Source organism: Shewanella mangrovisoli (genome assembly GCF_019457635.1).
In the GTDB taxonomy this organism is placed as follows: domain Bacteria; phylum Pseudomonadota; class Gammaproteobacteria; order Enterobacterales; family Shewanellaceae; genus Shewanella; species Shewanella mangrovisoli.
Window position 1 is genome coordinate 968,817 of sequence record NZ_CP080412.1, and the last position, 23,307, is coordinate 992,123.

The 23,307-nt window shown below is 48.7% G+C and carries 19 protein-coding genes; 6 read left to right on the top strand and 13 right to left on the bottom strand.

Annotated features, from left to right (window positions below; translation table 11 throughout):
• The first annotated feature begins 106 nt into the window (after positions 1–106).
• From K0H60_RS04335 to cyaB, 4 genes are all read left to right on the top strand, one after another.
• The gene (locus tag K0H60_RS04335; protein ID WP_220057387.1) at positions 107–1,153 is read left to right on the top strand and encodes a DUF3626 domain-containing protein; all 1,047 of its coding nucleotides are present in this window, start codon (positions 107–109) and stop codon (positions 1,151–1,153) included.
• 247 nt (positions 1,154–1,400) lie between these two features.
• The gene (cydD, locus tag K0H60_RS04340; RefSeq protein ID WP_220057388.1) at positions 1,401–3,404 is read left to right on the top strand and encodes a heme ABC transporter permease/ATP-binding protein CydD; all 2,004 of its coding nucleotides are present in this window, start codon (positions 1,401–1,403) and stop codon (positions 3,402–3,404) included.
• Positions 3,401–5,152 (top strand): heme ABC transporter ATP-binding protein/permease CydC, encoded by a 1,752-nt coding sequence (cydC, locus tag K0H60_RS04345; RefSeq protein ID WP_220057389.1) that lies wholly within the window; start codon positions 3,401–3,403, stop codon positions 5,150–5,152. The genes cydD and cydC overlap by 4 nt, the downstream gene beginning before the upstream one ends.
• Positions 5,153–5,204: 52 nt before the next feature.
• Positions 5,205–5,834, top strand: coding sequence for a class IV adenylate cyclase (gene cyaB / locus K0H60_RS04350; RefSeq protein WP_220057390.1), 630 nt, complete (start codon positions 5,205–5,207; stop codon positions 5,832–5,834).
• Between the two features lie 48 nt (positions 5,835–5,882).
• On the opposite strand, the gene K0H60_RS04355 is transcribed toward cyaB, so the two are convergent.
• On the bottom strand, positions 5,883–6,062 hold the full coding sequence (locus tag K0H60_RS04355) for a helix-turn-helix domain-containing protein (RefSeq protein WP_011623867.1): 180 nt from the start codon (positions 6,060–6,062) through the stop codon (positions 5,883–5,885).
• Positions 6,063–6,157: 95 nt separating this feature from the next.
• Entirely contained in the window at positions 6,158–6,892 is a 735-nt protein-coding gene (locus K0H60_RS04360; protein WP_011715964.1) for a DUF599 domain-containing protein, read from the bottom strand.
• A 766-nt stretch (positions 6,893–7,658) separates the two neighbouring features.
• On the opposite strand from K0H60_RS04360, the gene K0H60_RS04365 reads away from it, so the two are divergent.
• Positions 7,659–8,900 (top strand): PDDEXK family nuclease, encoded by a 1,242-nt coding sequence (locus tag K0H60_RS04365; protein ID WP_220057391.1) that lies wholly within the window; start codon positions 7,659–7,661, stop codon positions 8,898–8,900.
• 391 nt (positions 8,901–9,291) lie between these two features.
• On the opposite strand, the gene putA is transcribed toward K0H60_RS04365, so the two are convergent.
• From putA to K0H60_RS04385, 4 genes are all read right to left on the bottom strand, one after another.
• Positions 9,292–12,486, bottom strand: coding sequence for a bifunctional proline dehydrogenase/L-glutamate gamma-semialdehyde dehydrogenase PutA (putA, locus tag K0H60_RS04370; protein ID WP_220057392.1), 3,195 nt, complete (start codon positions 12,484–12,486; stop codon positions 9,292–9,294).
• A 258-nt stretch (positions 12,487–12,744) separates the two neighbouring features.
• Positions 12,745–13,293, bottom strand: coding sequence for a TIGR04211 family SH3 domain-containing protein (locus K0H60_RS04375; protein ID WP_011715967.1), 549 nt, complete (start codon positions 13,291–13,293; stop codon positions 12,745–12,747).
• Between the two features lie 194 nt (positions 13,294–13,487).
• Complete coding sequence (locus K0H60_RS04380; protein ID WP_220057393.1) at positions 13,488–14,777, bottom strand: inorganic phosphate transporter; 1,290 nt, start codon at positions 14,775–14,777, stop codon at positions 13,488–13,490.
• Between the two features lie 25 nt (positions 14,778–14,802).
• A complete protein-coding gene (locus tag K0H60_RS04385; RefSeq protein ID WP_011623862.1) occupies positions 14,803–15,483 on the bottom strand; it encodes a TIGR00153 family protein in 681 nt (226 codons plus the stop codon).
• A 231-nt stretch (positions 15,484–15,714) separates the two neighbouring features.
• Between K0H60_RS04385 and K0H60_RS04390 the strand changes: the two genes are divergently transcribed.
• Positions 15,715–17,226: a CYTH domain-containing protein gene (locus K0H60_RS04390; protein WP_220057394.1), complete on the top strand. Its 1,512-nt coding sequence runs from the start codon at positions 15,715–15,717 to the stop codon at positions 17,224–17,226.
• Between the two features lie 53 nt (positions 17,227–17,279).
• Here K0H60_RS04390 and K0H60_RS04395 read toward each other — a convergent pair whose 3' ends face one another.
• From K0H60_RS04395 to K0H60_RS04425, 7 genes are all read right to left on the bottom strand, one after another.
• The gene (locus K0H60_RS04395; RefSeq protein ID WP_011715970.1) at positions 17,280–18,104 is read right to left on the bottom strand and encodes an ion transporter; all 825 of its coding nucleotides are present in this window, start codon (positions 18,102–18,104) and stop codon (positions 17,280–17,282) included.
• Positions 18,105–18,237: 133 nt separating this feature from the next.
• Positions 18,238–18,567, bottom strand: coding sequence for a hypothetical protein (locus K0H60_RS04400; protein WP_011715971.1), 330 nt, complete (start codon positions 18,565–18,567; stop codon positions 18,238–18,240).
• Positions 18,568–18,674: 107 nt separating this feature from the next.
• The gene (locus K0H60_RS04405; RefSeq protein ID WP_220057395.1) at positions 18,675–19,328 is read right to left on the bottom strand and encodes a DUF4178 domain-containing protein; all 654 of its coding nucleotides are present in this window, start codon (positions 19,326–19,328) and stop codon (positions 18,675–18,677) included.
• 145 nt (positions 19,329–19,473) lie between these two features.
• Positions 19,474–20,163, bottom strand: coding sequence for a PspA/IM30 family protein (locus tag K0H60_RS04410; protein WP_086902066.1), 690 nt, complete (start codon positions 20,161–20,163; stop codon positions 19,474–19,476).
• A 12-nt stretch (positions 20,164–20,175) separates the two neighbouring features.
• Positions 20,176–20,589, bottom strand: coding sequence for a YjfI family protein (locus tag K0H60_RS04415; RefSeq protein ID WP_007645549.1), 414 nt, complete (start codon positions 20,587–20,589; stop codon positions 20,176–20,178).
• A gap of 78 nt (positions 20,590–20,667) precedes the next feature.
• Positions 20,668–22,401, bottom strand: coding sequence for a polyamine aminopropyltransferase (locus tag K0H60_RS04420; protein ID WP_220057396.1), 1,734 nt, complete (start codon positions 22,399–22,401; stop codon positions 20,668–20,670).
• Between the two features lie 4 nt (positions 22,402–22,405).
• Positions 22,406–23,305, bottom strand: coding sequence for a DUF350 domain-containing protein (locus K0H60_RS04425; RefSeq protein WP_011623854.1), 900 nt, complete (start codon positions 23,303–23,305; stop codon positions 22,406–22,408).
• Positions 23,306–23,307 lie beyond the last annotated feature (2 nt).

Here is a 23,307-nt window from a genome sequence, read left to right on the forward strand (position 1 = left end):
TAGTAAAGATAACCGGGGATATTTCCCCTTGCAGCTTGAACTCTGCACCATTGAATTCTTAGGATGTGTCCTATTAGGCATATTGACGCTCCATGGCAGGTGGATTATGACAGCAATACAGCATATTGAACGCCTCGCTCGTAGCCGAAGTGAACAGGCCGTGGCGGTTATTCGAAACGTGCAGCAGATGTCCAACATTCCCATGCAGGAGATGCAAGCGGCGCTGAAGCAATTGTTACACTGTGGCCGAGTCGCACTGCATTTTCATCCAGATAGAATCGATAGCCGCGGCATCACAGTGGCCGAAGGATTATTGCGTGATGGTCAATACCGTAGCCAATTCGAAACCCATATCTCCAACGGACAGTTATCCCCCGAGTTAGGTGGGCCAAGGGATCATTGGGAAAATCAACTCTTTGGCGATGCTTACAAGGGGACTAAGTCTCGACCTAAGTATGGCGCCTTGGACTTAGGTATGTGGCAGGATGGTCCTGCCCCGCGTTTTGGCAGCTGTTATTTGCTGACCCATTCGCAATTGCTCACGCGCTCGACGTTCACTTATTTAGATTCCTACCGTAACCCTAAGGAAAAGGGCACCTTATCCTGTTTTGATGATGTATTGGCGGCGCTGCTCACCGAGAGTTTTGAGCGCCACTATGCCTTGGGTAAAGTGGATTTTAAACCGCTAAACGTGATCCACTATTTGGCGCATCAACTGAATTCTTCCCTGCTGTCGCGCTTTGAACGGCCGATGTCGAACAATCTCGACCATTACATTGAGGCACAGATCCACGGTGATGTGTCCCTCGATGAAGATATTGCCATGCTGGTAGCAGATCCAAGTTTTAAAGGGACTGAAATTGGTGCCACCTTGAGCAAGCTCTGCGATCGCTATGATATCGAGCTGCAGTACCATAATGGCTTTAGCCTGCACACGGCGCAGATCCCCAGTGATTTCCGTGGACCGACTATGCCATCCTTGGCGAGCCGAATCGCTATCGATGAGCGTGTCGATGCCTATGCCATTGGCGTGGCGGCGCGGGATTTATACCATTCGCCCCAGCATTGGCGCGAGCGGGGGAACCGCGCTCAGGTGGCACACGAACTCAAGCTGCTCTGGCATGTGTTAGTCAAATACGGCGCTCAGCAATAATTAAGGCCGATTGATTAAGCTGGCGGCGAGAGTTGGCTCAGGGTTCCCGTACTTTGGGAATTTATTGATCTTTATCTCATTTTTGTGAATAGGCTAACAAAAGCTTCCGCTAAGGTTTCATCTACCTTGGATGCCTGCGATACTGCGTCCCTATCGAACCTTTTCAACACTTGCAAGCCCCTCGGGGGGATTCAGTGTTTAGCCTATTTCTACAACCTACTGCTTTGCTAGTTTCTGTTGGAGCACCATGGATAAGTCGTTAGAAAAGTCCCTTCTCGTTTGGCTCAAGTCTCAAAAAAAAGCCTGTGGCTGGTTTGTTAAGCTCTCCGTATGGTGTGGAATGTTAAGTGCTATTGCATTGATAGCGCAGGCTTATCTGATAGCCACACTTCTCGATGGGGTTATTGTTGGTAATGCCTTGCAGGCTTTGACTGAGGGAGCGAATAGCACTCAAGCACAATCTACAGTTGGGGCTAGCGATTATCTGCCACATTTTATGGCCCTGATTGGCTTAATGTTGCTGCGAGCCTTACTCGCCTATGGCCGCGAGCGCGCCAGTTTTGAAGCGGGTAAGCGCTTACGCCAACAGATCCGCGGTGCGGTAATGGATAAGTTAACTCGGCTCGGGCCTGCGTTTATTAAAGGTAAACCCGCAGGCAGTTGGGCGAGCATAGTTTTAGAGCAAGTAGAAGATTTACAAGATTTTTATGCCCGTTATTTACCGCAAATGACCCTTGCTGGCGTGATCCCCTTATTGATCCTCATCGCCGTGTTTCCCATCAACTGGGCGGCGGGGCTGATTTTGCTGTTAACCGCGCCACTTATCCCGCTGTTTATGATCCTCGTCGGTATGGGCGCGGCCGATGCTAACCGTAAAAACTTCAATGCTTTAGCCAGATTAAGCGGCCATTTTATGGATAGATTAAAAGGGCTTTCGACCTTAAAACTGTTCCATCGGGGGGATGCTGAACTTAAGGTTATCGAAAAAGCCTCGGAGGAGTTCCGTAGTCGTACTATGTCTGTTCTGCGCATGGCCTTTTTAAGTTCGGCGGTACTGGAGTTTTTTGCCGCGGTATCGATTGCCGTATTAGCGGTTTACTTTGGTTTCAGTTATTTAGGTCACCTCGATTTTGGTTACTATGGCGCGCACGCTCAACTTGGGCCTAATGCGAATGAAGGCTTACCTTTTAGCCTGTTTGTCGGCTTATTTATCTTAATTTTGGCGCCTGAGTTTTATCAGCCCCTTAGGGATATGGGCACTCACTACCATGCTAAAGCGCAGGCGATTGGCGCTGCCCAAGCATTGATGACTCTGCTGGAACTTCCTGAGCCCGAGTCGGGTTCTAAACTAGAGCCGGGTTCTAAGCCAGAGTCGAGTTTTGAGCCAGATTCTGAACCAGACTCTTCGCAGGACAAGCTAGGGCAGCAGACGCGACTCGATAAGCTGACTCACCTTAGCGTTAAAGATCTGGAAGTCTTTAGTACCGATGGCAGTCGTTTGCTCGGCCCCATCAGTTTTGAGTTGCAGCAGGGTGAACACTTGGCTCTGGTTGGCCCAAGCGGCGCCGGTAAAACAAGTTTACTCAATGCCTTATTAGGATTTTTGCCCTATAAAGGCAAGCTGCTAATCGATGGCGTTGAACTCGCGAGCCTCGACCTTGCCCATTGGCGGCAGCAGTTAGCATGGCTTGGGCAGGAGCCGCAGTTATTCCATGGCACAGTGCGGGAAAACGTCGCCTTAGCCAATCCCGAAATGACGGATGAGCAGGTGTGGCAATTGCTGGAGCAGGCCAATATCCATGAGTTTGTCCGCAGCCAATCCCTTGGTCTAGCCATGCCGATAGGCGAGCAGTCATCGACCTTATCGGTCGGGCAGGCACAACGTATTGCGCTCGCGCGGGCATTGGGGCAGGCCGCGCAGGTCTTTATTCTCGATGAACCGACGGCGAGTTTAGACAGCGTCAGCGAACAACTCGTCAGCCGCACCTTAAAAGCGGCGATGGCGGGAAAGATGGGCATTATGGTGACCCACAGGGTCGAACAGCTGGATCATATGTCGTCCATCCTGGTGCTCGATAAAGGCAAGATAGTCCAGCGGGGGGATTTTGCGACGCTGTCTACTGAGGCGGGGTTATTCCAAATCATGTTGCATGAAAATACTGAGTCAGTAGCCGATATTGGGCTGGAATCGCCCATGCCTGATACCCACAGCGATATTGCGTTAGGGACAACCGAAGGAGCCGCACAATGAAAATACTCCTTCCCTTTATTCGGTTGTTCTCCCACCAATGGTTAATGATGGTCGTTGGGCTAGTGCTCACCCTGACCACACTTATGGCTGGGATTGGTTTATTGTCGCTGTCGGGCTGGTTTTTATCGGCGACGGCGGTAGCGGGATTAACGGTTATCGGCTCCCAATCCTTTAACTTTTTTACCCCCGCGGGTGGCGTGCGTTTCCTTTCTATCGCGCGAACGGCCAGCCGTTACGGTGAGCGCCTCGCGACCCATGAGGCGACCTTTAAGTTACTGACGGAACTCAGAGTTTGGGCGTGGCGAAAACTTTTCCCGCTCAGCGCTAAAAATCTGCAGGGGCTGCGCCGTGCGGATATGCTCAACCGCCTCGTAGCAGATATAGATACACTCGACCATTTGTATTTACGATTGTTGACGCCGATGGCGGCTTCCTTGCTGATGACGGCATTGTTGTATCTGTTCCTCGCATGGTTTGATGCCAAGCTGGCTCTAAGTTTGTGCCTGTTTTTAGTGGTGGTTTGGTTGCTGCTACCACTTCTGTTTTATCGGCTTGGGCATGAGCCAAGTCGCAATATGCTGGAAACCAAACGCCAATATCGGGTGCAGTTGCTTGAGATGTTGCAGGGCCAAGCAGAGCTGAGTCTATTTGGTGCGAGTAACAGATACAGACACAAGCTCGACGATGCCGAGCAGGCGTTATTTGCTAGCCAAGGGGCGATGGCGAATATCACCGCCTTAAGCCAAGCCATGCTGATCCTCGCGACGGGCTCGGCACTCATCATGATGCTGTTTTTAGCCGCCAATGGCGTGGGCGATGCCGTGCCTCCCGGTCCGATGTTTGCCTTGATGGTGTTTACCACTATGGCCTGCGTCGAAATGATGATGCCAATCGCCGGCGCCTTCCAACATTTGTCGGGCTGCGTGCTGGCGGCTACGCGAATTCACGAAATCACCGAGCAGGAAAGCGATATTCGTTTTAGCGAAGATTTAACGCTCAAGGTGACATTGGGCGGGCTGCAGATGACGGATATCCACTTTGGCTATCACGACAATCAGAGCGTACTGCAGGGCTTATCCTTAACAGTACAGCCTGGGCAAAAAGTGGCGTTATTGGGCGCCACGGGCTGCGGCAAATCCAGTTTATTATCCTTAATCACCCGTGAATGGCAGGCGCAGCGTGGCGAAATTTACCTCGATGGTCAGCCGCTGACGGACTATAGCGAGGCCGCCTTAAGATCGGCGATGACTGTGGTAAGCCAGCGGATTTACCTGTATGCGGGCACGCTGCGGGAGAACCTTGCCATTGCCTTGCCTGTGCCAGAAGGGCAAAAGCGTACCGCGAATGACGAGCGTTTTATCCAAGTCTTACAGCAGGTTGGTTTAGGCGAGTTGCTCAAAGGCGACAAGCCTCTTGATATGTGGATTGGCGAGGGCGGCAGGCAGTTATCGGGCGGCGAGCAGCGCCGTATCGGCGTGGCAAGGGCATTACTACGTGATGCGCCTTTGTTACTGTTAGATGAGCCAACTGAGGGCTTAGATAAACGCACCGAGCGGGAGATCTTAAGTTTACTGCTTGAATTTGCAAAGGATAAAACCCTGCTAATGATCAGCCATCGATTAACGGCGATGGCCAAGATGGACCAAATTCACCTCCTCGCCGAGGGGCAAATTGTGGCATCGGGCAACCATGAGCAGTTACTGCAAACTTGTCCCGCCTATCAGGCGCTCTATCGTCGTTTAGCTTGAGTCGGGATGTCGACTGGGTGAGAAATATGTGCAGCAGGAGTAAAGCCGTTAGATGAATAATCCAATGCCAGCAGACTTAGTACCAAAAGAATTGGCACCAAAAGACTTAGTACCAAAAGAATTAGCCCCGCAAATTAACGCCCATTTTAATGGCAAGTTTGAGGTTGAGCTTAAGTATCGACTCACAGACCGCGAGGCCTTTTGGGCGCGCTTAAGCGCTAAATCCCCCGAGGTGATGCTCGAGGATAATCTTGAGCATGACTGCTATTTTGATTCACCTATAGCCTCCTTAGCGGCTGAGCATAAAAGCCTGTGTATTCGCGAGATGCAGCCCTCTGGCATCATGCTGTGGATAGTGAAAGGGCCCGAGAAAGACCGCTGTGAGGCGGTCAATATTACGGATGCAGACAAGGCCAAAAGTATGCTGCGTACTTTAGGTTATCAATGTGTGCTTGAGATTAAAAAACGCCGTAGCGTGTATTTTCTTGGGGAATTTCATTTAACGCTTGATTGGCTCGAAGGCTTAGGCGACTTTGCCGAGCTTGCTATCATGACTAATGATGAAGCTATGTTGCCAATCTATGAGGCGCAGCTCCTCGCCTTAGCCGCTGAGCTTGGGCTAGAGGAATCACAACGGGAATTCTTATCTTACAGACAGTTACAGATGGCTATACAAGGATAAGCGAGGCATCCCAAGTCCATTTGGGGGTGAATCGATACAAGGCGCTGCTTATCTTCCTAAGCGCTGCGAAAAGGCTAAGTAACGTTTGACCTCTTCTTCGGGGAATCGCAATTCTTCACCGTCTTTCACGCTGCTGAGCAGGTTTTCCCGCGCATAGCGTTTAATCGTTGCTGGACTCTTATCCAGCAACTTGCACACTTCATCCACAGTTAACAGATTATCACTCATGGTTCACTCCCATTTTTGATTGGTGATTAACCCAATGAGTATAGAACAAGAATCACACTGCGCTTTGGCGGGCGCAGTCTGAGGTTGGCTGGCAACTACTTGGCTTGGCGCTGGGCTTCTCGTGCCTGATATTCGCTGCCCAAATGTGCCTTGGCGGCGGTAATGGCCATCACGGCGCGGGATTTAAATTCGCGGCGATAGAGGGTGACCACCACAAACAGGCTGGCCAAAATAAACAGTATCGGGTGCACAAACCAGCAGAGAACGGCCATCGAAAAGTAGTAAGCCCGCAGACCATAGTTATAGGAATGAGCGGCTTGGTCTTGCACCGTCGCCATTTGCCGCGCGTAGGCTTTGAGGTTGTCATTTGCGCCTTCGCTATCCATAGGGCCTGCGCCAATCATCACGTTCACAAAGCCGTATTGGCGCATCGACCAAGTAAATTGGAAAAACGCCATCACAAAGATTACTACTAATAGCGCCAGCTTCACTTGGACTAAGGAGTGGTTCGGCGGCGTAGCATAGGGAATAGTCGCGATCACGGCCTCGAGGCGTTCAACTTGGGCAAATAAGGTTAATACCCCCGCGAGCACGAACAGCGTAGTCGAGGCAAAAAAGGCAATATTACGCTCAAGGTTAGCTAATAACGCCGCATCGCCGACGCGCACGCCTCGAGTCATCAGCTCGAGCATCCAGTAGATCCTGTGTTTATGCAGGCCACGGGCAATACAGTCGGTATCCTTCGCCTTACGTCGGGCAAAGGCGGTATAGCCAGCCCAAGAAACGATAAACCACGTCAATGCAGAAATATCTAATAGCGAGAATGTCATAGTTGCCTTGAGAAAGTGACTTTGAGAAAGTAAAAATCGATTGATCGAATGGCGATTATGAAGGTTTTTATCTCTTAGGCGCAATCCCCTCATATCGCTTTCAAATCTAGCATATTCACAATTTGAAGCTGCTCACATTGGTCGTTTTGAGGTCCTGCTTTAGAGCTGGTTCATATGGGAGGAATAGGCTTAAAAGTTCATGCTAAAGCTGTTGTTCACACAATAACTTAAAAAGTAACCATAGAGTGAATGGCGGTTTGTTGAACCTTGTATTCCTGAGAGGACGTTATGATTGGCGTCAGTCCAAAAATATGAGTGAGGCAAATCATGGTAATGACTCACCGACACGCAGCGAGTCCGTCCGTGGATGCTCGACCGCCCCGTCCATGGGGCGGACGGTCGTCTCGCCTCTTACCATGGTTTGCCTTTTGAAAATCAGCGTAATCTGCTGATCCAAAAGAGGAGCTTTACCATGCTGTGAATGGTCAATTTATGGTAATGCTCAATTACCCTAACCATTCATAAACCCGAAAGTGAGTTATCAATAACTGAACATTTAAAAATGGGTGCACATTAAATTGTCTTTAAATCAGAAAAATTTTGAACGATTTTTATCCTACAGTCTTGTTCGCTTTCCTGATGGTGTATTTAATAAAATGCTGATAAGTTATTTTTTATACAAATAGTTAACAGTGCGCGTTTTCACAAAACTAATTAGGTAAACAGCGTATAAATACTAAGAAAATTATAAGTAATTGGAGAGCATATGAGTCGTTACGGACACAACATTTTTTCTGCGTTCTCAGAATTGGACGGATTTAGAGTCATAGAGAACAGGAAGGAACAAGCCCTCCAGGCCATTAAGAGTCAAACTGACGACTACATCCTTAACGTAAATAAAGCCGAGTACATTGAACATTTGCTTTCTGAGTACTGGATCCAGCCGTTGGAAATTTATCGTGAACAACTGTCTGTATCCGTTGAAGAACGGATGATTCTTGCCGAACGGCATCCTAATTCATATTGGGTCGAAAGTGGCCGATCCTACCCGAGAGATGTATATATGTTTCATCTTCCATTTACAGGTGATAGCCAGCTTCTTAAAGTTCGTGCAAGCACCTACAGCATGTCCCCCCCGCTAATCATGGTTGCAAGTCAGGAGGTTCGGTTTGAAATTATCAATTTCAATAAAGAAGCTCATGCGATCAAAAGTGAGGCTGATAATGTTGTATCTCTGATTGTTTCTCAAAATCAGTACCTTACAAATGATTTGGCGAAATTTAACGATTCGTTAGAAGCACTGCTCAGCCAAGCATTCGATGACAGAAAAAACCAGTTACTTAAAAAACACGATGTTATTTCTGCGTTGGGTATTCCCGTTCGAAAAGCTACAGGGACGCCATCAACATTCTCGGTGCCTGCCAAGCGAACACCTGTCATTTCCAGTAAACCAAAGCCAGAGGTCACTGCTAAAGGCTACAAACCGGAACCAACGCTTGATGATGCAATCTATCGACAAATTCTTAAGATCATTCACGATGTAGGTAAGCAGTTTGAGCGTTTGCCAAGTACATATGCTGGAAAAGATGAAGAACACCTTCGAGATCACATTCTTCTGATCTTGGAGCCAAACTTTGAAGGGTCAGCAACTGGTGAAACCTTCAATAAAAAGGGTAAAACAGACATACTTCTACGACATGAAAACTCGAACGTCTTTGTAGCCGAGTTGAAATATTGGCACGGAAAAAAAGGTTATTTAGAGACTATCACACAGTTGCTTTCCTATTTAACTTGGCGAGATTCGAAAGCTGCTGTGGTGATGTTTGTGCCCAATAAAGAATTAAGCATGGTGCTTGAAACAATAAAAAATTCAACCTCGGAGCATCCCAACCATTTAGGTTTTGTAAAGGAAATTGAAGAAGGCTGGTATCAATTCCGATTCCATATTAATGGCGACCTGAATAGAGAAGTTCACATAGCAGTTCAAGCGTTTCACTTGCCGCGCTGAAGAAATATGAGGGGTAATAATTGGAAAGGCACCACTTTCTAGTTATTAACTGCTAACTCAGAAGCAACAGAATACGGCTCCCCTCGGAGTTGCCGCAGGGCGAATAGACAAATTGCGTGAGTCTCGCCATGGATGGCGAGCTAGCTTTCGCAGGTGCAGGGACGCATCCTTCGGAAGCGATAGCAAATTTGGCGATGAGCACAAGGGGCTTTCAACTCCGTTAGGGGCGTCTTGGAGCATCCAAGGAGGATAGGACGAGCAGTCCTCCTTGGTCGGGTGTGGGGTGAAGCCCCACGACTTTGATTTTGACTAATGAAATAAAAAGGCCAGACAGTGTCTGGCCTTAACTTTATGTAATGGTCTTAGCTTAAAGCTGAAGATGTGAGCAAGCTTAGGCTTCGCTATCACCCAGTGACAATAGGGTCGCGTTACCACCAATGGCGGTGATGTTATTAGTGCGAGTCTTTTCAGTCACGAAGCGAGTTAAGTAGTGTGGACCACCCGCTTTTGGACCTGTGCCAGACAGACCTTGACCGCCGAAAGGCTGTACGCCAACCACAGCGCCGATTTGGTTACGGTTGATGTACACGTTACCCACGTTAACCTTGTCAGCTACTTCGAGGGCATGGCCTTCGTTACGGCTGTGGATACCTAAAGTTAAGCCAAAGCCTGTGCTGTTGATTTCATCGATCACATGGGCAAGTTCAGATGCCTTGTAACGGATCACGTGCAGGATTGGCCCAAAGTGTTCTTTTTCAAGCACTTTGATTGAGTCGATTTCAACGGCGGTTGGTGACACAAAGTGGCCATTCTCGGTTCCCGCTGGCAGAGACATTTGCTTGATAAGCTTACCGACTTGCTTGATATGGTCGATATGGGCGTCAAGGTTAGCCTTCGCGGTCGCATCGATAACTGGGCCAACGTCGGTTTTCACTGAACTTGGGTTGCCAATCACTAACTCATCCATTGCACCTTGGAGTACATCGATAACGCGGTCTGCAATATCTTCCTGTAGGAAGAGTACACGCAGCGCCGAGCAGCGTTGACCCGCGCTGGTGAAGGATGAAGACACTACATCGTTAACCACTTGTTCTGGCTGAGAAGTAGAGTCAACCACCATAGCGTTTTGACCACCGGTTTCGGCGATTAACGGAATGATGGCGCCTTCACGGTTGGCCAGTGTGCGGTTGATGAGTTTGGCTGTGCCAGTTGAACCGGTAAAACATACGCCGCCGATGCGCTCATCAGCCGTCAGTGCGTTACCTACGGTAGCACCTGTGCCGGGTAGATATTGCAGCACATCCGTTGGGATACCCGCTTGGTGAGCTAACTGCACTGCGCGGTAACCAATGATAGAGGTTTGCTCTGCAGGTTTAGCAACGACAGTGTTACCCGCAGCGAGGGCTGCCGATACTTGGCCTAAGAAGATAGCGAGTGGGAAGTTCCATGGGCTGATACACACGAATACACCGCGACCTTGGAGGAAGAGTTCGTTTAATTCACCCGTTGGGCCTGGGAGCAGTTCAGGTTTTGACATCAGCTTCTTAGCTTGCACCGCGTAGTAGCGACAGAAGTCTACGGCTTCACGCACTTCGTCGATACCGTCTTGAATGCTCTTGCCCGCTTCACGGGTACACAGAGCAATCAGTTCTTCGCGGTTTTCTTCTAATAGATCCGCCAGCTTTTGCAGGGCGGAGGCGCGCACTTCAACCGGAGTACGAGTCCAAGTTGCAAAGGCTGCATCGGCAGAGGCGACAGCTTGTTCGATAGCCGCCTTGTCGGCAAAGGTCACTTGACCTACAGTTTGAGTGGTATCGAATGGGCTCACCACGGTTTTGTGCTCGCCAGTTAAGGTTTGACCATTAACCAGAGGGCCCGCTTGCCACTGCGTCGATTTGAATTTGTCTAAGGCCGCGAAGAATGGCTCTGCTTCTGAAATGATGTTCATATTGAGTCCCTTGGAATTTTTGCGATCGCTACCGAAGATGTCGGTAGGTAAAACGATTTTGTTGTTAGCCAGGGTTTTGTAGCCTGTCAGGGTTTTCAGTGGGTGAACCACTAAAGACTCGATAGGGGTTTTCGGGTCGACCAGCTTGTGTACGAACGAGGTGTTCGCACCGTTTTCCAGTAGGCGACGCACTAAGTAGGGCAGTAGATCTTTATGGGCGCCGATTGGGGCGTAGATACGTACCGCTTTCGCGCCAGCTTCCGACAGAATAGTGTCGTACAGCTCTTGTCCCATACCGTGTAGGCGTTGGAATTCGTGGTTACGATCGCCAGCCATATCAGAAATCGCCGCAACGGTTTGCGCGTTGTGGCTGGCAAATTGTGGGTAAATCGCGCCGCGGGTGGCGTCAGATAACAGGTAACGCGCACAGGCTAAGTAAGATACGTCGGTACCAGCTTTGCGGGTGTAGAGTGGGTATGCGGCTTCGCCAGCTTGTTGTGCCCATTTCAGCTCACTATCCCAGTAAGCGCCTTTCACTAAGCGAACCGGAATTTCATCGCCTTGCTCTTTCGCTAGACGAGTTAACCATACCAGCACTGGCAGGGCGCGCTTAGAGTAAGCTTGCACTACGATACCGAGTAAGCCCCAACCCTGAGTGGCGTCAGAATTAAACAGTTTTTGGAACAGTTTGAGCGAGAGCTCGAGGCGGTCAACTTCTTCGGCGTCGATAGAAATACCGATATTTAAACCACGGGCTAACTTAATTAAGCGAATAACGGTCTCATACAGCTCGGTCAGTACACGGTCTTCGTTAGCGACTTCGTAACGTGGGTGCAGTGCCGACAGCTTGATAGAAATGGTTGGGCGTGGTGATTCGTTTTCGTTATAGCTTTGCGCGCCTAACTCGGTAATCGCATTGGCATAATCGTTAAAGTATTTTTCGGCATCTTTACGCGTCAGCGCGGCTTCACCTAGCATATCGTAGGAGTGGGTGTAACCTAATTTACGCTTGTCTTCGCTGTTCTTGAGCGCTTCTTTCATGGTGCGGCCGAGAACGAACTGCTTACCCATGATCTTCATCGCCGCCATCATGGCTTGGCGGATTACAGGCTCACCTAAACGATTCACTAAACGGCTTAACAGGTTGCTTGGCGTACCATCGATTTTTTTATCGAGTTTGACGATTTTGCCAGTGAGCATCAGACCCCAAGTGGAGGCGTTAACCAGTACCGAATCGCTCTTGCTTAAGTGTTCATCCCATTTCGCGCCTGAGAGTTTATCTTCAATCAAGGCGTCGGCGGTGGCCGCATCGGGAATACGCAGCAGAGCTTCGGCTAAACACATCAGGATAATCCCTTCCTGTGTTTCTAAGCTGTATTGCTGCAGGAAGGCGTCGATGCCAACCATTAAACCTTTCTTATCGAATTGACGAACTTTGTTGACCAGTTCGTGGGCACGACGAGTGACGCGCTCGATGGCTTCATCACTGGAGGGCACTAGTTTGATTAGCTCTGACAAGTATTGTTCTTCATCGACAATGTAGTTGTCGGTGACGGCTTTGAACAGTTCGTCGAGATTGGCAGAATCGTAGCGGCCTGCCAGCACTTCACTCGCTTTGAACATAGTAATCGCTTCCATCTTGGCCAGTTGTTTTGGGCTCTATTGTTGAAACAAAAATGGGGGGCGCGAAACGCATTTGATATTTTGTATACAATATGAAGCTTTGCGCGCGCAGATTATACAACCAAAATGTGACGGACAACACTATAGCGTGAAAGAATGTGAAGATTGTTTGATTAGCTTGTTACGCGCTAGATGTAACGCTCGATTGACAAAAAAGCCAGTGTTTGAAAACACTGGCTTTTGATTTTACTTTCAGCGGATTTGCGTAAAAATTTACATCCAACGCTTTTTATTGCGGCGCTGCGGTCTTGGTAGATACACCAAAATCACTCCGACCACTAAACCGGCCGCTGCTATCAAACCACCTTCACGCCATAGGGCAAATTGTGCTTCCTGAGCGCTGCGGTCCACGGCCACTTTTAAACTGTCACGCTCTTGAGTGGTTTTGTTAAGCATAGCTTCGGCTTCTGTCAGCTTGGCTTTAAGCTCGGCCACTTCATCGGCATGGTTATCGGTTGAGCTCATCACTTCGTCCAGTTTTGCCTTGGCTTCAGCCAGTTCACTGGTGAGTGACGATACTTGCTCGCGAAAACTGGTGGTAGAACTAATCATGTTAGTTGGTACCCAACCTTCGCGTCCCTTGTGGTCGACAATTTTGGAGTAATCGCCTTGGGTTTCGCCCAATAAGGTAATAGGTTGTCCCGCTTCAATCGAGCCTAAGATACGGTAGTCTGTACTCGGACCATTGAGAATATAAAGAAACACGTTGTCCGAGATATAACGGGGTTGGCCTTCGGCCAGCAGGTTGGGGGAGAGTAACATCATTCCCACCAGAGTCAGCATTCTTAACACTTTTGTATTCTCATCAACGAAATAGTGACCACATGCTAGGGATTTGAGGCCTGCAATGCAAGAGGGAAGTCATAGACTTCCCTCAACTTTGCCGCATCCATGCTAGCGATTCCTGTGTGTTTTGTGCGTTTCTACGGCAAGCTTGCCATAGTCACCTTGGCTTCTTAGTTAAAGATACCTTTAATCATAAAGAAGAAGATGATCGACAGACCCGCACCCGCAGGTAAGGTTACCACCCAAGACACAACGATATTACGCACTACACCGATATTGATTGCAGCAATACCACGAGCCATACCCACACCTAATACCGCACCGACTAAGGTTTGTGTAGTAGAGATAGGTAAACCAGTACCAGAAGCAATAACTACGGTTGATGCTGCGGCTAATTCGGCAGCAAAACCACGGCTTGGGGTTAAGTGAGTGATGTTTTTACCAATGGTTTGCATCACGCGCTTACCGAAGATTGCCAGACCCATCACGATACCAACGGCACCTAAAGGCAGGATCCACCAAACTAACGCAGACTTAGACGCAATTTGACCGCCACTGTTTACCACAGAGACAACCGCCGCTAATGGGCCAATCGCGTTAGCTACGTCGTTTGAACCGTGGGCGAACGCCATACAACAGGCGGTGAGCACCATCAGGATAGCAAACACTTTTTCAACGTTAGCGTACATGGTTTTATGGGTGGCTTTCTCATCCATTTTTAAACGAGAAATCACCACTTTACCCACGATACCCACGATCAGCGCAATCACACCGGCTAACAAGTACGCTTCGGCACCTTTTAAGTGAATACCAACGTGTGATAGACCCTTAAGGATGGTGACTAACGACATGATAAAGCCCGCAAATGCCATGTAGAAAGGCACATAGCGTTTCGCGTTAGCGAGTGGGTTATCTGTGTTGAAAATCAGTTTTTGCGTGCTTTGGAACAGAATGAAAGCCATAAAGCCAGAGATTGCAGGGGTGATGACCCAAGAGCCAACGATACCGCCTACCTTTTCCCAAGCAACAGACTCAGTACCCACACCCACAGCCGCGAAGCCGATAATCGCACCCACGATTGAGTGAGTGGTCGATACTGGCCAGCCTAAGGCTGATGCGACAACTAACCAAATCCCTGCGGCTAACAGCGAGCCAATCATGCCGTATACCAGCAATTCAGGGGTTTGGGTAAAGTAGCTTGAATCAATAATACCGTTACGGATCGTACTGGTTACTTCGCCGCCGGCTAAGTAAGCACCAGCAAATTCGAAGATCATTGCGATAATAATCGCTTGTTTAATAGTAATAGCGTTGGAACCCACAGAGGTTCCCATTGCATTGGCCACGTCGTTCGCACCAATACCCCACGCCATTAGAAAACCAAACGCGGCCGCAATGGCAATAAGCCACGGCCCATTAGTGGCTAAGACGTTAGCCACCTCCATACCTGCATCAACCATATTGATACCTTGATAACCTTATTTATTAAACGCGAGCCAGCATAAGCTCAAGACGCGAACCGACTCGTTCGGCAAGATCTGCAAGACCGCCGACCCATTCAATCGTTTTATAGAGGAACATCACATCGACAGGATTCAATTCTGATTCCAATGCAAATAGTTGACGACGTAATTGAATTTGTAGATCGTCAGTATCTTCTTCGATGATATCGAGTTCGTTGATCATTTTAGCCACTAAGTCGACTTCACGACCGCGGAAACCTGCTTCAAGCAAATCTTCGAGTTCGTTAATGACTTGTTTTGCAAGACCTACTGCGTCGATACAACGTTGTAGATACGCAATAAAGGGCACTTGCATGACCTGAGGGATTAATAATTGACGGCCGATAACACGACCAGAGATATCTTTTGCTTTGTTAGCGATTTTGTCTTGTTGAGTCAGTAGTTCCAATAGATCTGTTCGCTCAACTGGCATAAACAAACCGCTTGGCAGTGTGAGGCGAATTTCACGCTTGAGTGAGTCACCTTGCTTTTCCGCTAAACTGATTTGCTTGCGTAGTTGAACTGCGCCATCCCAGTTACCTGTGATGGTGGCTTCGAAAAAGGGGACCAGTAACGATGCGCAATCGTAGACTTTGTCCATGTGCTCTTGAAGAGGCTTGATTGGCGATTTTGCAAACACGCCCAAAATAGAGTTTACTGGCATTGCCGTTTACCTATTTAGATTGTTCCATGATTGGAAAAAGCGGGCGCATGTTACCCTATGCGTCCGCGTATTGAAACTGTGTTTTTTGAGAAAAAATCACAGCTTTATTCTAACGGGTTATATACCAACTTCAAAACCAAATCCTACGGGATTTTTATGACACATTTGTGACATTATGAACTAAAAGTGACGCATCAATGAATCTTTGATGACAAAATGAGCGGTGCCGCAATGAATGCAGAGATAGAATTAAAACTGTTTTTCCTCCCTAAGTTTCAAGAATCCTTGATAAATAAGTTAGATAGCCTGCCAAACGCCACTCCGCAGGGAAAGCGCCGCTTAAGCAACGGTTACTTTGATACACCCGGATTACAATTACGCCAATGGGACATGGGGTTAAGGGTGCGCGGGTTCGATGGTCACAAAGAGCAAACCATTAAGACGGCGGGGCAAGTGGTTGGCGGGATCCATTCTCGTCCCGAATATAACGTCACCATTGATGCTGACAGCCCAAATTTAAGCCTCTTTCCCGCCAATATCTGGCCCGCGAATGCCGATTTAGCCTCAGTGCAAGCGGCGCTGGGCTGCGTATTTCACACCGATTTTTATCGCCGAGCTTGGCATGTGAGTTTCGGAGAGAGCCTTATCGAGGTAGCCTTGGACACGGGGGACATTACCGCTAATGGTCAGCATGAAGCCCTCTGCGAACTCGAATTTGAGCTATTGTCGGGGGATGCCAGTGCCTTATTAACTTTGGCGACGCAAGTGGCCGATAGCGTCCCTGTCCGTTTAGGTAAAGCCAGTAAGGCGCAGCGCGGCTATCGACTCGCGGGGCAATCTAAGCCGCTAACCTTAAGTGCACTCGAGTATTTACCACTGCCCGTGCCTGAAGATCTCAACCTTCATCAGCCCCACCAACAGGATTTAATCGCCACTTGCCAAGTCTTACTGGAAACTGCGCTCGAACGTTGGCAGTTGCTCGAAGCCATGATTGCCGAAGAACAAGATAACGAAGCCGTCATTGCCCTATGGTGGCGGATGCGCGCCTGTATCCGTTTATTACGGATGACGCTGAGCCAGTTTGGCCTCGCTAACACTACTTTGATGCAGCACTTTACTCTGATTGAATCCCAGCTGGTGTTCATTGAGGAGGCACAGGCCCTAGTGGCCTTGCTGGGCAGTCAAAAAGGTTTATTTACTCGGCACGATGCCCGTCAAGCCTTGATGCAACAACTACAGCTGCAATTTGAGGCCATGGATATCTCTGGGCGGTTAGACTCACTCTGGCAAAGAGTAGAATACGGTCAATTGCAGTTAGCGATTGTCGAGATCCTATTGGCGCTCAGCGCGGGTAACATAGAGCTACCCGCAGAGCTTGGATTATCCCACCATGCTGATCATGCGCAGGAAGCATCATGGCAGGCGGTTTTGGCTGCGATGCCAAGCGATAAGACAATGACAGCCGAGGATTATTTGCAGTGCGCAGCGTTACTCGATGAGAGTATTCAAGTGGGACAAGCCTATGGGCTTTTGTATGAGGCAAAATCCCGCGATGCCTTTAGGGTACCTTGGCAGGATTTAGTTTTAGGGATTAGAACCTTAGCTTGTTATCAGCAATTAACGCAGGCGGCGCAAACCCTTGGCATCGACCTAAGCGACTGGCTTGAGGCTAAGCAGCAAAGCTTACTCTTTGCGATGGAGGCGTCGAGACAAAACGCGATGACGCAAACGACCTATTGGTAAATGGCCGATTGGTCATCACCCCATAGAATGAAGCTTAGGAAGGCCATGCCTTCCTAATTTTTTTGGGCTTCCAATGCCTGTTTTAACTCGGCAATTTTGGCCAGCATCTGCGCTTGATTTTGCTCCATCTGCCGCTGGTTTTCTTCCATTCTGGCAAGAGCCATTTCGAGTTCGCTTTTAATCTCTGCCTTATGCGCGTCTTGACGTTCTTGGCGCTCACTTTCATCGGGGGCGACAAAAACCGAGGCCATATAACCCGAAATCACCCCGAAAAAACTCACGCCGCTGACAATCACTATACCGCCCACAATATGCCCCGCGGTGCTGACGGGATAAAAATCGCCATAACCCACGGTCGAAATCGTCACTAAGGCCCACCATATGGCTTGCTCGGCAGTTTGGATATTGGCGCCTTCGGTGCCACTTTCGACTATCAGAATGATGATAGAAGCGAAGGTTAAAATGGTCACCATAGCGACCAGTAAACTGGCGAGGGTGGCTTGTTTACGCTGCTTTATCAAGGGAATAAGGTAAGAGCGACTCATGCGGATTAAACGAATTACCCGCAAAATTTGGAACACCCTCGCGATGCGCAGTGCCTCGATGGCGGGAATACTGGCGATAAAATCGATCCAATGATGGCGCAGATAAAAAACTTTATCGCGTGCGCGAAACAGGCCAACGAAAAAGTTAACCATAAAAATCATGCAAATCGTGGTATCGATAAAAAACAGTAATCGGTAGGTTTCTTTGTCGAGTCGGCCAAAGGTCATCACTAACACTATGATGACCGAAAGCAGCGACAACAGCATCATGGCGAATTCGAAGGGAGATGGATTACCCAAAGAGCGGAGCGACCAAGGGGTTTTATCTGTCATGCCTAACATGATCCCTGTGTTTTAAGGCGAATGTCTAAGGTAAAAGAGTTTACGCTATGAGTAAATTAACTTTGTGATAAATCGCCCGACTTAGGTTTGTCGGGCACTTAAATGCTTAGAGGCGTAACTGCGATTAATCTTCGGCGACAAAGCGTACTAAGTCTTCGAGTACGCGTCGTTTAATCTCAAGCTGAGAATCGGCGCTAAGGCCGTATTTTTCAGCGAGTTGAACATAATCTTCGGCGTTGAGAGAGACGGTTAAGCGGGGACGCGTTGGACGTTTTGAAACACTTAAGCCTAAAATGGTACGGATCTGATCGGAAGGGCTGACACCCGCATCGAGCGCGGCTTTACGAATAGAATATTGAAACTTTTCATCGAGATCGAAGGCCACTTGCGTCGCTTTTGCGGCTTGCTGGTTCTTTTGCCATTGCTCTGGGAGAGGGTGTTTCGTTTTACTCATTAGGCGTTACCTGTTGCTATCAACCGTACAATTCGAGCGAATTTAATTGGGATTGTAATGGCTTAAGCAATAAAGTGCGAGTCGCGCACTTTATCGTATGCCAAACTTTATTGACCGGGCCAGTAGTCACGAATGTCCGACAGGGGGCGGTATAAGGTCAGTACCACATCGGTATCGCCACCCTCATACACTTCGACTTCTACCGCGCGGCTTTCGTCATCATCGAGCAGTAAATAATATTCGAAGGGCTCGCCGGTTGCACCATTGGCATCCTGCGGCGGTTTTAGGCCGCGGTAGTCTTCGCGGTGAAAATAGCCAAACAGCGCAAAGGTCACTTGATGGTATTGCTTACCCAGCCATTGTTCGAGCTGCTCGGCTAACTGTGGCGACAACTCTAGGGTGGTGAGTTCGGCGTGGCCTGGTTCATCGAACAGGGTACTGAATTGCTCTAAATCGAATAACTGTTCCACTTGCGCGCGGGTAATTTTCATAGAGAAGGCGAGGTAAGTTTCATCGTCTTCTTCAATACTCAAAAATAGCGTCTCCCTACCATGACCCTTAAGTACCCACTCGGTTTGCTGATTGCGTTCAAACTCATAGGTATTCACCGCTTCGACTTTCAGTTGTTGACCGCGCAATTGTGGCGGCAGAGCAAAACTATTGTCGATGGAGATCATATCGCCGATCTTGAGCGCAGAGGGATGATTGAGTTCACGCGCTGGCGGCGCCTTTTTACCAAAAATACTGTTAAAAAATCCCATATTCGCTCCTAAACAGTGCGCACAATGCCAAAGCTCACGCTATGGGTGATTGGACATATTCGCGTGTCTAAAACAAAAAACAAAAAAGCCGAGCACAATAGGGGGTGATGGTCCCATCGGTGCTCGGCGTTTGGTCAATCATGAATTAGCTTTTACGTGCCTTGATACGTTCGAGCACGGCGTTGGCATTCGATTTTTGCTCACCAATGCCTGCTTCGGCTAATTTGGCCTGCAATGATTTATCGCTGCCTTCTTCGGCTAAGGTTTCAGCGGCTTTCAATCTGTCGTCAAACTGTTGTTGACGTGCTTTGATACGCTCTAATGAATCTTTGGCATTCAGCAGCTTAGAGTTGCTTGACGCAAAAGAGTCGGTAATGGTCGCCGTCGCCTTTTGTACGCTTTCAGTGGTTTTAACCATGCTTAACTGACGTTGATAATCAGACAGTTGACGCTCGGTTTTCTTCACTAAATCTTTCAGGCGCAGTGCGTGAGCGCTAAAGCTATCATTAGCAGTTTGCTGCTCAGCTAACTCTTGCTCTAATTGAGCAATTTTTTCAGCCACTTCAATGGCTAAGGCTTCATTGCCTTTATCTAAAGCTTGCGTTGCATAGCCTTCATGTTCGGCAATTGAGCGCTTTAAGCGGTCAACTTCACGGCTGGCTTGCATTTCTTTCGCCATCACATCGGTCAGTTCGCGCTTGGCGTTGGTTAAGTGTTTCTCGGCATCACGGATTTCCTGTTCGAAAATTCGAGTCGAGTTTGCGTCTACGATGCTTTGGCCAACTTCGGTGGCACCACCGCGAAACGCTGTTAAAATTTTGTTCAGAATGCCCATAATAGTGGCTCCTTATTTCAGATAGTCGACCATTTCATCGATAACTTCTAAGCAGTTATCGGATAAGACTGCTAACTCTTGCTCGATTTCGAGCATGCTAGATTGCAGAGACAGCGCGCCGTAAACCACGTATTTGTCATCAATTTTGGCAAAGGCTGACAATGGCATTGGAATGTTTAATTCGAGCATGGTTTCAAACATTTCGCTGCGACGTTCTTGGTTTACTTCGTTCTCGCCCCACAGGTAGCTGATGCAGAGAATTTGGTTGTCCGTCACCGATACGAATACCGGGATTTCTTCACGGCCGACCACATTCACTTGCAACACTTCGACTTCACCATCAATTGGATAGCAATCGAATTGGAAGCCGGTCTGGCTGTTATTGCCAAGGCTGTTGAGGTGATTAGCAAGAGTATGGATATTCATATTTGTCCTTATTGACATATTATGTCTGTGTTCAAAGATAGCACTGAGACATAATATGTCAAGCACTATCTTTATCCGTTAAAAAAGATCCAGTCCTTGGGTTTCGGACCATGCCTGTTGATGATAATGGTACAACTGCAACGAACCGAGTTCGTTAGGCTTAATACTGGCGGCGTCCTGATAAAAATTGGCAGGAAATTCAAAGGCGCCTTTGACTAAACCTAAGGTTAACCAGTCATCCGCTATTGGTAGTGTTGTCAGCTCGCCTAGGCGATGCTGAGCATCTTTTCCCGATACAGTGGCAATGCTCCAGCCCCATTCTCCAAAGCTTGGGACGTTATGGTGATACTGTTTTACGTCAAACCCCGCTAAAGCCAAGGTTTTTGCGACTGAGATAAAGGCCTTTTGCGCGTGATAGGGCGAGGTTGACTGTACAGTCAGAGCGCCATCACTGCTCATTAGTTCCTTGAGCTTGCGATAGAAATAATCCGAATAGAGCTTATTTAAATCGGGATGGCTAGGATCGGGCAGGTCCACAATAATGGCATCGTATTTATCCCCCGCGGCAATCAGTTTATCGACTCCATTAAAGGCATCGTCGTGGATCACGTTAACGCGAGGATCGTTAAAGGCATTGCCATTGAGGGCTAACAGGGCTTGGCTTAGACGCTTAGGCATATCCGTATCGGGCGTTTTAAAGAGTTGCACCAATGCGGCATCAAGATCGAGTAAGGTCACTTGCTCAGGTTCCCAACGCAGCACTTGCTTTAGGCCCAGTCCATCACCACCACCAATGATTAATACCTTGTTGTGGCGAGCGCTGGCTGCAAGCGTTGGGTGAACTAAAAATGCATGGTAAATATGTTCATCAATACTCGAAAACTGTAATCGGCCATTGATATACAAAGAGTATATGGGAGAGAGGCCATTGCCACGTAAGCGCTCGGTAAAGGTGAGTTGTTGAAAGCGAGTGGCCTTAGCGTAAACCACTTTGTCTTTATAGAGCAGATTGTTGAACTGTTGCTCCCAACTCGGCCCTTGAATGGCGAGCAGCAATAATACACCCGTGACTACAAAATGCCCCGCGAGCAATAATTTTGCCCTTTGGATCTTGGGCCAAAAACGCCAGATAAACACAAAGCCCGCGAGCAAGTTAAAGGTGGCGGTCAGCGCGGCGGCGAGTTGAATATCGATGGCCAGCATAAAGCCGACCCAAATGGCCGCGCCAATGCCTGCGCCAATATAGTCGGCGCCATAAATGGTACCGGCATTATGCAGTAAGTGTTCATCTGACAGGGATTGTCTCACCCTCGCGATCAGTGGAATTTCCATCCCGATCATCAAGCCGAGCAGTACGCCCCAGACATAGGGCAGATGTTCGCTCAGCTTCTGCAGCGAGCCAATCATGCCACCTTCGGGCAGTTGATCCGGTGGTAAACCTAAGGTGGAGGCGATAAGCATCGGCAGTTGCTGACCAAAACCTATCACGGCTGCGGTAATTAAAATCGCCAGCGAGCCACAGAGCGCGACCGTGAGTTCCAGCACCACAAAGCCGGTAAAGGCATCTTTAATTTTGCGAGCGGCAAAGGCGCCAAGACCCATGGAGACGATCATCAGGCCGATCATAGTGTAAATGGCGGCTTCTAATGCACCTAAGATCCGGCCTGCGTAATGGGACAACAGGTATTCGTAGATCAGGCCGCACCCAGCGAGTACGGCCATAATGCCCAACAGCAGGACATCATCGAACCAGCTTAGGCGACTCGTTTTTACCGCTTGAGTCGCCGAACCGGTTATTTGGGATTCGTGCATTGGATTACGCCATTAGGGCCGTGAGAATAAGTGCGATAGCAATACTGATGGCCATTTCTACGGCAGCGATACCAATGTTGTGCTGTCTTTCGACCTCATCCGCTAAATCGATTCGTGCCAGCACCAGCTTTTTGATCACAAACAGCAGCAGTGTCAGTACGACCAGCATGATTATGGAGAACACTAACCAGCCGATGATGTTAGTCACATAGGCGGTTGGGTTGAACAGGATAAAATGACTCGCGGCATTAAAGCTTAGCGCCATGGCGATCATAAAGCCTGCGTGGCGAATGGCTAACGCCGTGTGGCCTTGGGCGAGCGCCTGTTGCATGGAAGAGTCTTGATTACGACTCGCGAAGCGTTTTTCGCGTAGGCGGGTGAGTAGCACTAGCATCAACTGCGAAATCGCAAAGGCGCTGAAGATGGCGATAAAGGTATCGAGTGTTAAATCCTCGGCCCATAACAGTACGGCGCGAATAATGATCGCGGTAGCGATGGCGGCGCTTGCATCCACAATGGCGACTGACACATTACCTTTAAGGATTTGCTGATTCTTATCTAACTCGTTTAGCGCGATTTTGTCGTGTAAAAAGCGCCCGAGCTTAATCAGCACTAAACCAAATAATCCGTAGGCGCTCATGCCAATGGCTTCGGTTAAATACGAGGGCGCAGCAGCGCCAGTAATTGCACCAGTCAGTACTATGCCTAGCGCGGCAACGGCACCGGCGGTGCTGATTCCAAAGGCAAAATTATCGCGTTCAGCCAGTTCTTTACTGCTGTTGACTCTGACGCTCCAGCCCTGCAAATAACGCATTAATGTCAATAAGATAACCGCAATAGTGAGGTCAATTGCCAGTATAGTGACTAGCTCTGGTGTGATACCGAAATCCTGAAATAATGTCATGG

Excerpts from the sequence above, each read along its gene's own strand:
- K0H60_RS04335 (WP_220057387.1), top strand. The coding sequence starts at position 107 with ATGACAGCAATACAGCATATTGAACGCCTCGCTCGTAGCCGAAGTGAA.
- cydD (WP_220057388.1), top strand. The coding sequence starts at position 1,401 with ATGGATAAGTCGTTAGAAAAGTCCCTTCTCGTTTGGCTCAAGTCTCAA.
- cydC (WP_220057389.1), top strand. The coding sequence starts at position 3,401 with ATGAAAATACTCCTTCCCTTTATTCGGTTGTTCTCCCACCAATGGTTA.
- cyaB (WP_220057390.1), top strand. The coding sequence starts at position 5,205 with ATGAATAATCCAATGCCAGCAGACTTAGTACCAAAAGAATTGGCACCA.
- K0H60_RS04355 (WP_011623867.1), bottom strand. The coding sequence starts at position 6,062 with ATGAGTGATAATCTGTTAACTGTGGATGAAGTGTGCAAGTTGCTGGAT.
- K0H60_RS04360 (WP_011715964.1), bottom strand. The coding sequence starts at position 6,892 with ATGACATTCTCGCTATTAGATATTTCTGCATTGACGTGGTTTATCGTT.
- K0H60_RS04365 (WP_220057391.1), top strand. The coding sequence starts at position 7,659 with ATGAGTCGTTACGGACACAACATTTTTTCTGCGTTCTCAGAATTGGAC.
- putA (WP_220057392.1), bottom strand. The coding sequence starts at position 12,486 with ATGGAAGCGATTACTATGTTCAAAGCGAGTGAAGTGCTGGCAGGCCGC.
- K0H60_RS04375 (WP_011715967.1), bottom strand. The coding sequence starts at position 13,293 with ATGTTACTCTCCCCCAACCTGCTGGCCGAAGGCCAACCCCGTTATATC.
- K0H60_RS04380 (WP_220057393.1), bottom strand. The coding sequence starts at position 14,777 with ATGGTTGATGCAGGTATGGAGGTGGCTAACGTCTTAGCCACTAATGGG.
- K0H60_RS04385 (WP_011623862.1), bottom strand. The coding sequence starts at position 15,483 with ATGCCAGTAAACTCTATTTTGGGCGTGTTTGCAAAATCGCCAATCAAG.
- K0H60_RS04390 (WP_220057394.1), top strand. The coding sequence starts at position 15,715 with ATGAATGCAGAGATAGAATTAAAACTGTTTTTCCTCCCTAAGTTTCAA.
- K0H60_RS04395 (WP_011715970.1), bottom strand. The coding sequence starts at position 18,104 with ATGACAGATAAAACCCCTTGGTCGCTCCGCTCTTTGGGTAATCCATCT.
- K0H60_RS04400 (WP_011715971.1), bottom strand. The coding sequence starts at position 18,567 with ATGAGTAAAACGAAACACCCTCTCCCAGAGCAATGGCAAAAGAACCAG.
- K0H60_RS04405 (WP_220057395.1), bottom strand. The coding sequence starts at position 19,328 with ATGGGATTTTTTAACAGTATTTTTGGTAAAAAGGCGCCGCCAGCGCGT.
- K0H60_RS04410 (WP_086902066.1), bottom strand. The coding sequence starts at position 20,163 with ATGGGCATTCTGAACAAAATTTTAACAGCGTTTCGCGGTGGTGCCACC.
- K0H60_RS04415 (WP_007645549.1), bottom strand. The coding sequence starts at position 20,589 with ATGAATATCCATACTCTTGCTAATCACCTCAACAGCCTTGGCAATAAC.
- K0H60_RS04420 (WP_220057396.1), bottom strand. The coding sequence starts at position 22,401 with ATGCACGAATCCCAAATAACCGGTTCGGCGACTCAAGCGGTAAAAACG.
- K0H60_RS04425 (WP_011623854.1), bottom strand. The coding sequence starts at position 23,305 with ATGACATTATTTCAGGATTTCGGTATCACACCAGAGCTAGTCACTATA.